The 12,232-nt window shown below is 59.4% G+C and carries 8 protein-coding genes; all 8 read right to left on the minus strand.

Annotation, left to right across the window (positions count from 1 at the left end; genetic code table 11):
• Positions 1 to 187 precede the first annotated feature (187 nt).
• Positions 188 to 2,368: a hypothetical protein gene (locus PGW49_RS09980; RefSeq protein ID WP_270226398.1), complete on the minus strand. Its 2,181-nt coding sequence runs from the start codon at positions 2,366 to 2,368 to the stop codon at positions 188 to 190.
• Positions 2,369 to 2,551: 183 nt separating this feature from the next.
• Complete coding sequence (locus PGW49_RS09985) at positions 2,552 to 4,441, minus strand: carbon starvation CstA family protein (RefSeq protein ID WP_270226399.1); 1,890 nt, start codon at positions 4,439 to 4,441, stop codon at positions 2,552 to 2,554.
• Between the two features lie 808 nt (positions 4,442 to 5,249).
• The gene (gene tsaD / locus PGW49_RS09990) at positions 5,250 to 7,634 is read right to left on the minus strand and encodes a tRNA (adenosine(37)-N6)-threonylcarbamoyltransferase complex transferase subunit TsaD (protein WP_195622401.1); all 2,385 of its coding nucleotides are present in this window, start codon (positions 7,632 to 7,634) and stop codon (positions 5,250 to 5,252) included.
• Positions 7,621 to 8,127, minus strand: a complete 507-nt coding sequence (tsaE, locus tag PGW49_RS09995) for a tRNA (adenosine(37)-N6)-threonylcarbamoyltransferase complex ATPase subunit type 1 TsaE (RefSeq protein ID WP_117735673.1) — start codon at positions 8,125 to 8,127, stop codon at positions 7,621 to 7,623. Before tsaE ends, tsaD begins: the two co-directional genes overlap by 14 nt.
• Before the next feature lie 12 nt (positions 8,128 to 8,139).
• The gene (locus PGW49_RS10000; protein WP_006235848.1) at positions 8,140 to 8,760 is read right to left on the minus strand and encodes a uracil-DNA glycosylase; all 621 of its coding nucleotides are present in this window, start codon (positions 8,758 to 8,760) and stop codon (positions 8,140 to 8,142) included.
• An 8-nt stretch (positions 8,761 to 8,768) separates the two neighbouring features.
• Positions 8,769 to 9,914, minus strand: coding sequence for an alanine racemase (gene alr / locus PGW49_RS10005; protein WP_035137770.1), 1,146 nt, complete (start codon positions 9,912 to 9,914; stop codon positions 8,769 to 8,771).
• Between the two features lie 2 nt (positions 9,915 to 9,916).
• Positions 9,917 to 11,533: an NAD(P)H-hydrate dehydratase gene (locus PGW49_RS10010; RefSeq protein ID WP_270226400.1), complete on the minus strand. Its 1,617-nt coding sequence runs from the start codon at positions 11,531 to 11,533 to the stop codon at positions 9,917 to 9,919.
• Positions 11,534 to 12,073 carry a holo-ACP synthase gene (gene acpS / locus PGW49_RS10015; RefSeq protein ID WP_270226401.1) on the minus strand — a complete coding sequence of 180 codons (540 nt, stop codon included), beginning with the start codon at positions 12,071 to 12,073 and terminating at the stop codon, positions 11,534 to 11,536.
• Positions 12,074 to 12,232 lie beyond the last annotated feature (159 nt).

Genomic DNA, 12,232 nt, shown 5'->3' on the forward strand with positions numbered 1-12,232 from the left:
CGGCGGGGCCATTGTGGCTCTTGACAGCGGATTGGGTCATATGAGCGAGAGGGGCCCTGGTATGGCAAGGTGACGTGAAACAAGGCGGCGCTGACCTTCTGGTCGCGCCGCCGAAGTTGAACGTCAGATTGCCGTGCCAGGGCCCCTCGCAGCGTCAAGAAGACCGCCGTTCGGTAGAACGGCGGAGCTAATTGTTCAGCATGCGGTCGAAGCTTCCCGAGTCGCCATCCCGATAGTCTGCGGTCATCAGGATCTCCTGCGGAATGCGCCCGCCTTCACGTAGCACGTTGCGGAACTGCACGCGCGTAACCATGGGCAGATCCTTGATCGTCGCTGCCAGGTTCTGCGGCACGCCCTGGTTGGCAGCCGCGGGCTCGCACTCGCCGCCGGCCTTCACGCGACGCTTATGCTCGGCGAGCATGGCGCGGTACATGCCGGCATGCAGGCGAATCTCAACCACATTGGCATTGCGAGCCTGTTCGACGATGCGCGCGCCCTCGCGATCGATATCGCCTACGTAGTAGACGTAGTTAAAGCGATAGCCAATCTCAGCCAGATAATCGTCCAGGGCATGCGAGACGCTCGCCTTGCATCCGCCGCCAAAAATCACGCCGCCCACCTTGATGCCAAAGAGCTTGGCGTGCTTGCGGCCACGCAGCAGCTTGACGATCTCGTCGTAGGTGTCCAGGTTCTCGACCATAATGAACGGCTTGTCGGCGCCCAGCGTAAAGAAGCCCGTAAAGTGCACGGGGCGATTGGGGGCGACCTTGATCGCCTGCATGCTGATGCCCTTTTCGGTCATACGCCTGATCAAGCGCTCACCGTGCTTGCCGTCAAAAGCCTTCTCGTCGTTAAAGATCTGGTAGGCACGCTGGCGGCGCGAGGCAACCGGCGTATCGGCACCTCGGTTCTGCTCGATCCAAGCCTGGATGATTGCGATTTCCTCGGCAATCTTGCGGTTGGACATCTCGTTGTGCTGAGTGCGCCGCGGAGCCTTTTTGCCGTCCTTGCCCTCGACCTTTACGATCTGTGTCTGCTGCTCCTTGATCTTAGAGAGCGCCGTGGGCGTAGGGACAACTTTGAGCAGCTGCCTGCCTAAAACGCGGGCAAGGGCAAACGCCGAGGCCTCGCCGTGAACGGCCGACTTGGGCTGCTGGGCAGCAGTATCTGCTGCGGCAGACTCCGGCTTCCTCTGAGACTTGCGCTTAGAATCGCCTTGGGAATTGCGCTCGCGCTTCGGCATAGACGCCTGCTTCTGCGGACGAACGGACTTGCTCTCCTTCGCCGGCTGGCGCTTAGGCTGCCCCGAAGAAACCTCGGCCTTCGCATCCTCGTTCTGCGGCGTGGTCTTCTCGGCCGCAGTCTCGGCATGGGAACTGCGGCCCCCACGATGGCGACGGCGGCGAGGCTTGCTCGACGCGCCCTGCTCCGTCTGCTCATCAGTAGGCTGCTGGCCCTTGGCCTCGGCATCAACCTCAAGCTGCGGCTCAACAGGCTTTTGCTCGCGAGCCACCGGCTCAACGGCCTTCTCGTCCTTCTCGCCCTGAGTGGTCGAAGCCGGTTCGCTCTTCTCCTGACGCCTTACGGGATACGCGCGCCCCGCAAAACCACGTCCGGGACGGCATGAACCCGGAGCCTTCTTGACCGGTTCATCGGACGCGTCAGCAGCCTCGACGGAATCCTGGACCTCGCATGCAATACCTCGCTGCTCGGCCTTAAAGTGGGCACCGCGGCGACGCTTGGGCTCCTGGATCTCAGCATGCTCTTGAGTGCGAGTCGGCTCCTGCATCCCGACGGACTTTTCCTCGACGGCCTCAGCATCCGTCTCACCCTTTTGAGCAACGGCGCGACGGAAGCGCTCCTGCTGGGCGCGGCGCTGCGCATCGCGCTTGCCACCCCCGCCAAAACCGCCGCGTCCTGCCTTGGCCGTAAAGGCACGCACGACGTTCTCATCGAGCAACTCATCGGTATCGACATGCTCACGCGGAGCAGTTTCTTCCACAGCAGGCACGTCAGCGGAATCCTCGACGACAAAATCCTCGACGGACTCGGCAGGCTGCTCCTGGGCATCGCGGATCTCGGCATTGATGGTATAGAACGCCGGGCGCCCGTTAATGCCGCTACCCTCGATCTTGGTCACGATATTTGCCGCGATAAGTTCATCGCGCATCGCCTTGGTGTCACATTCCTTATCGACGGAGCGGAAAATTTGCGCCAGCGCACTCGACTTAATCTTGAGCGCCTTGCGGCAGAGCAGGTCGTAGGCAACCAGCTTGGCACGCTCGGCAGAAAGCGACGTCTGGCTGCTCAGACGTTCAGCCAGGGCATCGACATTATTTTGGTTATCGGAATATACCGTCTTGGCCACGGGGCCCCTTTCATATGTACACATATACGTCTATATGGTACAACGCGCGCCCTTATCCACGCAAAACATCTGCGAGAACACTCGGGCGTCGCCCGCTTTTGCATGAAAAAAGACCGAGTCCGCGTCGTTGCGGACCCGGTCTTTCCGAGTCATATGGATGGAACGGCTAGCCCATCAAGCTGACTAGGCCTTGGCAGCCTCGGCGTCGACAGGAGCCTCGGCGGCAGCGGCGCGGCCGTACTCGGCCTTGCCCATCTCGGACCACTCGGGCTCCTCGTCGGGCATGGAGCCAGCCTCCTTGCCGAAGAACTCCTTGAGGCAGTTGACGGCGACGATGAGACCCAGGACCATCAGCAGGACGGCGAAGACGAGCTGCAGGCCCTTGGTGGCGGCGACGGAGACGGCGTCCGTGGTGGCAGTAGCCGGGATGGTACCGAAGAAACCGTAGGCCTGGACGGCGGTCATGCAGCCCATGGCGCTCTGGACCAGCGAGGTGAAGGTGCAGCAGAGCAGGAAGGCGACGGGCACGTAGAGCATCCAGCCCTTGCGGCCGGTGCACTTGCAGAACACGGCGAGGGTGATCATGGTCATGCCGCCGAGCAGCTGGTTGGAAGCACCAAAGAGCGGCCAGATGTTGGCATAGCCACCAAAAGCGAGGGCGAGACCGGGAAGCAGGGTAACGACCGTGGCGAACCAGGGGTTGCCGAGGACCTTCATGTAGCCGGCCTTGGACTCGATGGCCAGGGCATCGTTGGTCTGGGCAAAGAACTCGGAGAACGAGGTGCGGGCGATGCGGGCGACGGCGTCGAGCGAGGTCAGAGCCAGAGCGGAAACGTTCATGGTCATAAAGACGGTAGCGAGCGTGCCGTCAACACCGAAGGCCTGCATACCGCGGGAGATGCCAGCGGCGAAGATCTGGAACGGGGTGGAAGCGACACCGGCGTTGAGGACGCCGGTACCGGCGGTGTTCATGTCGGAGAACATGATGCCGGCGACGATGATGGCAAGGATGCCGACGAAGGACTCGACGATCATGGCGCCGTAGCCGACCTTGACGGCGTCCCGCTCCTTCTCGACCTGCTTGGAAGAGGTGCCGGAAGAAACGAGGCTGTGGAAACCGGAGAGAGCACCGCATGCGACGGAGACGAACAGGACCGGGAACATCATGCCGGAGGCAGTGGAGAAGCCGGTAAAGACCGGAGCGGTGATAGTGGCCTGACCGTTGACGCCCAGGACGACGATGCCGAGGACAGCGCAGACGATCATGACGATCATCATGATGGAAGTGAGGTAATCGCGCGGAGTCTTGAGCATCTGGATGGGCATGGCGCCAGCGAAGACCAGGTAGACCATGACGACGGCGAACCACTGGAACTTATCCAGGTAGACCGGGAACTGCATACCGACGGCGAACATGAGAACCATGAGGACCACGCCGGTGACGAACTCGGCAGCGCCGGTGAGGTTGAACTTCTTCTGGGCCCAACCAAAGGCGATAGCGACGAAGGTGAACAGGATGGAGATGGTACCAGCGCAGCCGGCGGCATAGGACTTGGTGAAGTCGATGGCACCGGTAGCAGCACCAGAAGCGTCAACGGCCGGGGTGAACATGAACGTCTTGCAGACCATGTCGGTGAAAGCGGCGATGACGATGATGCAGAACAGCCAGCAGAACAGCAGGAACAGGCGACGGCCGGTCTTGCCGATGTACTTCTCGATGAGCTGAGCGAGCGACTTGCCGTTGTTCTTCATCGAAGCGTACAGAGCACCAAAGTCGTGGACGGCACCAAAGAAGATGCCGCCGACGAGGACCCAGAGCACGACGGGCAGCCAGCCAAAGGCCATGGCGACGATCGTACCCGTAACAGGGCCAGCACCGCAGATCGAGCTGAACTGGTGCGAGAACGCGGTGAAGGCGGAGACGGGCGAGAAGCTCTTGCCGTCCTTCATGCGCTTGGCCGGCGTGAGGGCCTCTTTGTCAACGCCCCACTTGTTGGCCAGCCATCGGCCATAGCCCAGATAGCCGCAGGCGAGCACCGCCGCGGCCACAACCATGAGCAAAACTCCGTTCATTACATTTCCTCCTCTAAAAAGAACTTCCTAGACATAAAAAATGAGGGCCGTCGGTTGCGCTCGACGGCCCTCATCTTCATCAGCCGCCCGTTATCGTACGGGCTAGCTGTATGTGCTAACCCGCATCAGATAATTACTACGCTGATAATGTTTAGCTGATGCGTGAACATGTCTAAGAAATCCTCTTCAATCATGATGCGAACGATCCGTGCGTGTTCACATCCCCCAGTGGTTGAAAAGGAGTATGAAACTTTAGTTACCTAAAGTCAACGCAAATTTGTAATGAATTTTCAACTTTTTTGGATTTCTCGGTATAAAACGCCACTGACCTCGGACTTTACCCCACGACAGTTTTTGCATGAGAGATGCCCCTGAGAGCCGCGGGAGCCGGGCGGCGCATATGAACTTTCCTGCTCTACAGTCCTGCGCAAGACGGAAAGCACATTAAGTGCTTTCCTTTGCGTGCGGAACTCGCGATAAAGTTCATATGCGCCGCCCGGCTCCCGCGGCTCTCAGGGGCTCCCATCCCAAATGCGGAGCAAAGCTCCGCACGCCAACTTTTTCTTTCAGCTAAAGAACGCTGGAAATTCGACGCTGGCTTGTTAACCTTGCTGGACGTTGTCGACGCCGAACCAACTCAGAAGCTATATCGATACAGAAAGGTCCCCGGACGGAGGGGCCGGATATAAGGTTTATCGCGAGTTCCGCACGCAAAGAAGGCCACTTAATGTGGCCTTCGTCTTGCGCAGGACTGTAGAGCAGGAAACCTTATATCCGGCCCCTCCGTCCGGGGACCGCGCCGTACCAGCTACAGCGTCATGTTCGGATCGGCGTCGACGTCGAACGGCGAGATTTCACCTCGGTCGAATTTACGGCGGGCGACCTCCGCGATCATGGCTGCGTTATCGGTACAGGCAGACAAGGGCGGCACCGTTACGCGAATCCCCTGACGTCCAAGCTTCTTGATCATCATCTCGCGCAGATGCGGGTTGGCCGAGACGCCGCCGCCGATGCAGTATTCCTTACATCCGGTAGCGTGCAATGCGTTTTTGGCCTTCTTGTACTGCACGTCAAAGACAGCCGCCTCAAACGAAGCCGCCAGATCGGGCAGGTGAATCGTGCGCCCGGCTTTGGTCTCTTGCTCGATGTAGAGCGTCACCGCCGTCTTGAGGCCCGAAAGCGAGAAGCGATAGTCTCCCCTGCTGTTAAGCGCACGGGGGAAATCGATCGCCTTGGGGTTGCCCGTCTCGGCCAGCTTGGAAATGATGGGGCCACCGGGATAGCCCAGACCCAACGCCTTGGCTACCTTGTCGAAGGCCTCGCCCACAGCGTCGTCGAGCGTCTCACCGAGCACCTCGTAGTCGCCCCACGCCTTCACGTGCACGAGCATGGTGTGCCCACCCGAGACAAGCGTGAAGATAAACGGCGGTTTGAGGTCGGGTTGCGCCAGCAGGTTGGCAAACAGATGCCCCTCCAGATGGTTGACGCATACGAGCGGCTTACCGGCAGCGTAGGCAAAGCCTTTGGCAAAGGCAACGCCCACCACGAGGGCGCCCACCAGGCCCGGACCCTGTGTCACGCCCACGGCGGCAAGCTCGCTGGGAGCAATGGCTCCACCCTCAAGACCAAGCGATGCTGCGGCATCCTCGAGCGCCGCATCCACGACACTCACAATCACCTCAACGTGTTTGCGCGAGGCGATCTCGGGCACCACGCCGCCAAAGCGGGCATGAAAATCAATCTGTGTCGACACCTGGTTGGCCAGCATATTGCCATCCGCATCGATAATCGCCACGGCCGTCTCGTCGCAGGAACTCTCGATAGCGAGCACCAGGCGGCGGCGCTCAATTTCGGCGCGCTCCCCCTCGGAGCGCCCAGGCGCAGGCAGCGGCCATACGCGTTGCTCGGCTGCCGTCGGCTCGGGCGAGGCGTTATCGACCGGAAGTACGAGGGGAAGTGGGGCCGTCATGACGATGGCGTCTTTGCCGACACCGTAGTAGCCACGACGACGACCCACCTCGGTAAAGCCCAGAGCGGCATAGAGCGCAATCGCGCCCTCGTTGCCGTCCTCGACCTCGAGCGAAGCCGTGGTGCAGCCGAGCATCTGGGCATCATAGCTCACATGCGACAGCAGCTTGCGGGCAATGCCCTCACGGCGATGTGCCGAGTCGACGGCGACATCCAGAATCTGCACATCACCGTCCACGACCATACCGCCGGCAAGGCCCAGCAGCTTGCCGTCGTCGTGTGCCACCCACCAACTGCGCGGCGCAGCGACGTCCTCGCCCAGTTCGGACAGGAACATGCCCGGCGTCCACGCCTCGTGTCCGGCACCTTCAAAGCAGGCAGCCTCTAGCGCGCTCGCGCCCTCGGCATCCGCCGCGCCCATGGGACGGAACTGCAGATGACGACCGGCGAGCTCATCGGCAACGCCCGTAATTTCGCTCTGCGCACTCTCGGCAAGACCAAGACGCTTGCGCTCGTTTTCCTCGGCATCCGAAAGGCGCGTGTAAATCGGCAGGACGCGAGCCGGATCGCCGTCACCCGCAGCGTGCACGAGCAGCAAGCCCTCGCCCGAAGGCCACCACAGGTCGCGCTCCACGCAGCGGGCGGTCTCGTCCTCACCCAGCAGCTTGCCATAGCGCACGAGACCGTCACCGGTCAGCTGAACCTGGTCCCAGTCCGCTGCTCGGCGCCACTCATCGAGCGCCACGGCGGCCTTGACCACGTGTTCGCGCTCAAATTGACGCTCGGGACCCTCATCGCCCAGCATATATAGTGCCGGATATACCTCACCGCGCATGGCATCGGCCAAGATACCAAGCTTGCCGCGCACGCCAGCCTTCCACGCCGTCCAAGCGCAAGCGTCGAGCGTCGACACGCCCAGCAGTGGAACATTGGCACCGCGCGCGAGGCCCTTGGCAGTGGAGATGCCGATGCGCACACCCGTAAACGACCCCGGGCCGCGGCCGACCACGTAGTAACCAACATCGCTGCGATCCAGACCGGCTTGAGCCAGCACGCCATCAACGGTATTCACGAGCTCAACGTTGGCGTGACGGCGACACATGTGGTCGCCACTCACGAGCTTCGTCTCGCCCGTCTGCCCATCAATCCAGCTTGCCGCGCAGGCAAGCATGTCGGTCGAGGTATCGAGCGCCACCACCAGCGCGTTGTCGTTATGCAAGCTCATCTTGTACAGCCTTATCAATCAAATGGGAAAGCTCCATTGCGCGGTCACCGTGTGCCTCGAGCGTTATCGTTCGCACATCGCTGTCGCCCTCATCACGCTTGAGCGTCACCGAAAGATACTCATCCGTCAGCTCGTCCTGGAATTGTTCGCCCCATTCCAGCAAGCAAGCACCCTCATAGCCCAGCACATCGAAAATGCCCGTATCCTCGAGCTCGTAGGCATGCTCCAGGCGGTATAGATCAAAGTGAAACAGCGGAATACGGCCTTGATCGTGAACGGCCATGAGCGCAAACGTAGGGCTCGTAACCATATGCTCATCGCCCAGCCCGCGCGAGACGCCCTTGGTAAAGTGAGTTTTGCCCACTCCCAGGCCACCGGTCAGGATGAGCACATCGCCGTCCTCAAGGCACGGTGCAATTAGCTCGCCAAAGTACTCCGTATCGGCAGCGCAAGTCGTTTTGTAAGTACCTACCCCCAGGCGCTCCAGGGACATATATGCTCCTTATTATTCCGAGGCGTCCTCTGGTGCGGGATGTCGCTCCAGATAGTCGCCCAGCATCTTAAAGTCTTCCTCCAGCAGCTCCTGCCACGCCGGATTGCGCAGCGCTGCTGCCGGATGGAACGTGGGCATTACTACAAAATGCCCCATCTGGTGGAACCTGCCGCGCAGCTTAGTAATGCCAATCTCGGTCTTAAGCACAAAGTGCGTCGCGGGGTTGCCGAGCGTCACGATAATATCGGGCCAGATGCTTCGAATCTGCTCACGCAAAAACGGCGAGCAAGCCAGCACTTCCTCGGGACGCGGATTGCGGTTTCCCGGCGGGCGGCACTTAAGCACGTTGGCAATGTAGACGTCTTCGCGTTTGAGGCCCGCCAGCGACAAAATGCCGTTGAGGTCCTCGCCTGCCGCCCCCACAAAGGGCTCGCCCTGCAAATCCTCATTGCGGCCCGGCGCCTCACCAATAAACATCACGCGAGCGCGGGGGTTTCCCACGCCAAACACGATATTGTGACGCGACTGGTAGAGCTGGCAGAGGTGACAATCGCCCAGAACGGCCTCAATTTCCTCGAGTGCGACCTCACGTGGTGCCTGATGGGTATGGCCGGGGATGTGCATGACGCCCATAGCGGCTCCTACACGTAGACCTTGTCGAGACGCATGCCAAAGCCGCAGGCGACCTCGTAGTTAATCGTTCCGCGCAGTCGGGCCATCTCGTCCATAGTGATCTCGGCATCGCCATCGCGGCCGACAATGATCATCTCGTCACCATACTCGGCCTCGGGAATCTCGTGTGCCGGGTTGGACTGAATGGCGACCATAAACTGGTCCATGCAGATATTGCCAACCTGATGCACACGCTCGCCGCGATACAGCACATCCATACGATTGGAAAGCGTACGCGATAGGCCATCGGCATAACCGATCGGCAGCGTGCAGATCTGAACGCGCGTACGCGGTACGCGGTAGGTAAAACCGTAGCCCACGCCCTCACCCATCGCAGGGTGTGCCACGCGCGTCACACGCGCATGGACGCTCATAACGGGATCAAGCTGCATCACGCGGCCACTCAGCTCGCACGGCTGCATGCCATACAAGCCAACGCCGGCGCGGATCATATCAAAATGCATCGAGGGGTCGAGCATCGAGGACGGCGTGTTGGCGCAGTGCACGATACCGCACTCAAAACCCGCATCCTTAATGGCCTGAACGGCCTCGGTAAAGCGCTGACACTGCAGCTTGTAGTCCCAGCCCGAAGGTTCATCGGCCGTGGCGAAGTGCGTAAATACGCCGTCGCACTGAATACCGCGATGGAAATTTATACCGCGGACAAAGTCGAGCACCTGCGTGTAGTGAACGCCGATACGATTCATGCCCGTCTCGATGGCGAGATGATACTTGCCCACTTTGCCCGCCGCGACGGCACATTCGCCATACGCAAGAGCAAAGTCAGACGTATAGACCGAAGGCATGATATCAAACTCGAGCAACGTCGGAATGGCCTCGATAGGCGGCTCGCTTAGGATGAGGATGGGTTTCGTAATCCCGCCCTGTCGGAGCTCAACGCCCTCGTTAACCGTCGCCACGGCAAACATGTCGGCACCGGCCGAATACATGATCTTGGCGCACTCAACAGCTCCATGGCCATAAGCATCGGCCTTGACCACGCAGCACAGGCGCTGACGTGGATTCAGCAAGTTCTTATAGGCCCTCGTGTTGCGACGGAGCGCCCCGCGGTCGATCTCGACCCAGGACCAGCGCGTCAAATCGGCTTTATTCATGATTAGTCATCCGACCCTTCGTCCATGATTCCCAGATCTTCGAGCGCATCCTTTGCCGCCAGTTCCATGGCCGGACCGATCAAGTCGATAAGATCGGTCGCGATAACGCTCTTCTCACCATACTCCGTCGCCGCGGCAAAACCGGCGTAGCTGTGAAGTGCGACGGCGTACGAATACAGCAACTCCCAACGATCCATCTCGTCGCGCATGGTGGCAAGCGTGCCGGCCAAAATACCCGCGAGAACATCACCCGAACCGGCAGTTGCCAGAGAAGCCGGACCCGAAAGTGGCAGCAGCACACGCTCAACGCCACAGATAGCCGTCGTCGGCCCCTTGGCAATGACCACCAGATTGTCGGAGCCTGCAGCCCAGACAACCTTCTGCGCGGCTGCAATCGCGGTACCAAGGTCGTTCACCTCGTCACCGGCAACCAGACGCGAAAGCTCACGATAGTGCGGCGTCATAACCAACGGCTGCTCGCGACGATACATCTCGGGGTTACTATCAATACCGTCAATGGCAATCTTAGCAAGGCAGTTGAGTGCATCGGCATCCAAAATAAGCGGTACATCAAGCTCGAGCAAGCCCGAAACCACCTGCATAGCGCCGGCAGACGTCGTCATACCGGGACCGCACAGTACGCAGCTGTACTTCTTTGCAATCTCGCACACCGTCATGCGCGCAGCGGCGCCAAAGGAGCCGCGGGAATCAGACGGAATAGCAAAGACGGGAATCGAAGGAAGTGCCATGCGAATAAGATTAGCGCAGGCGTCAGGAGCCGCGACTGCCACGTAACCAGCACCCGCGCGAGCTGCAGACTTGGCCGCCATAATGGCAGCACCAGGATATTGCGCAGATCCGGCGACAATAAGCACAGAGCCACGGGAATACTTATCGATATTCGTAGGAAGTGGAGCAAAGAAATCAACTAAGTCACCGGGCTCGACAATCTCGGCGGCGTGGTCGACATCATCGATGACCTCGTCAAGACGGTCGTAAAGATTGCCGCAGATCAAATCGCCAGCATACTCAGGGCCATCGGCGCTATACAAACCAATCTTGGGCGCAATCATCGTCACCGTATGTTCGGCACGAATGCAGTCGTCATCAACAACGCCCGTCTCGGCATTCAGGCCCGAGGGGACATCAATGGATACGACACAATCGGCGCATTCATTGACCGTAGGAATCCAGATGGAGAACGGCGCACGCAGATTCCCGTGAAAACCGGTACCAAAAATGGCATCGACAACAACATCGGCCTTATCGATCAAAACCTCGAGTTCGTCACGCGAAGGGCCGACGCAAACGTGCACATCGCGGCCGGCAGTACGACGAGCAACATGACGTGCCAGAGCAGCAGGAATCTCATCCGGTTCAACCGGAGAAACGATATCCACGTCCACACCCTTATGGCTCAGGATATCGGCGGCAACCCAACCGTCGCCGCCATTATTACCAAAACCGACCAGAAAGAGAACCCGATCGGGATTGAGCTTCAAGACCTCGTTGGCGGCAAACTCACCCGCTAGCTCCATAAGCTCGGCCTTCGAAGTCCCTTCGCGTTCGATGATATCCTCGAGACGAACGACTTCTTCGGTACTCAAAACCGGTTTCATCTATGCTCCTAGCGTATCTTGCGAAGCATCGCCCAGGTGCTCCGTCAATGCTGAATTCTGCAGCTGCTCAAGCTCATCTAAAACAGAGCGAGCCTCTTTAAATGTCTGCGCAAAGCGTTTCTTAGTGCTCACCTTTTCATCTTTTGGCTTAGGCCGAGCATCTTCGGTAATCGCGATGGCATTCGCAACGGCTAAGTCTCCTGTAAGGGTAATGGAAAGAGCGACCTCAACAACACCCAGCTCATGAGCGATCTCGAGTGCACGGCCCGAAAGCAGCGCCTTCGGTTTGCCGAGTTTATCACGCGTTACCGAAACATCCTTGCGACACACGCCTTGACTAAAACCCGTGCCGAGAGCTTTAAGCACCGCCTCGCGCGAAGCAAAGCGGCTCGCATAGTGAGCAGCGGGACGCGATGATGCATCGCAATACGCACGCTCTTCTTCGGTAAACACACGCCGAGCAAACGACGGCGTCTTTTCAAGAATTGATTTCATACGGGAAATCTCGACGATATCAACGCCGATACCAGCTTCAGCCATGTTCACCTCCATATCGCACAGACTAAGTTATTGTAGCCCGTTCACAGAAGATGCGACAAACGAGGGTTATAAAACACAGCTACTATGTGAGACAAAAGCCCGTAAACGCAAAAAAGGGGGAGGCCGCGAGGCCTTCCCCTTCTTCAGTTTCGCTGACGG

Source organism: Collinsella aerofaciens, from assembly GCF_027679495.1.
Classification (GTDB): domain Bacteria; phylum Actinomycetota; class Coriobacteriia; order Coriobacteriales; family Coriobacteriaceae; genus Collinsella; species Collinsella aerofaciens_AK.

Coding starts and splice junctions, on each gene's coding strand:
- tsaD (WP_195622401.1), bottom strand. CDS start 7,634: ATGAGCTTGCATAACGACAACGCGCTGGTGGTGGCGCTCGATACCTCG.
- PGW49_RS09985 (WP_270226399.1), bottom strand. CDS start 4,441: ATGAACGGAGTTTTGCTCATGGTTGTGGCCGCGGCGGTGCTCGCCTGC.
- PGW49_RS10000 (WP_006235848.1), bottom strand. CDS start 8,760: ATGGGCGTCATGCACATCCCCGGCCATACCCATCAGGCACCACGTGAG.
- PGW49_RS10010 (WP_270226400.1), bottom strand. CDS start 11,533: ATGAAACCGGTTTTGAGTACCGAAGAAGTCGTTCGTCTCGAGGATATC.
- tsaE (WP_117735673.1), bottom strand. CDS start 8,127: ATGTCCCTGGAGCGCCTGGGGGTAGGTACTTACAAAACGACTTGCGCT.
- acpS (WP_270226401.1), bottom strand. CDS start 12,073: ATGGCTGAAGCTGGTATCGGCGTTGATATCGTCGAGATTTCCCGTATG.
- alr (WP_035137770.1), bottom strand. CDS start 9,914: ATGAATAAAGCCGATTTGACGCGCTGGTCCTGGGTCGAGATCGACCGC.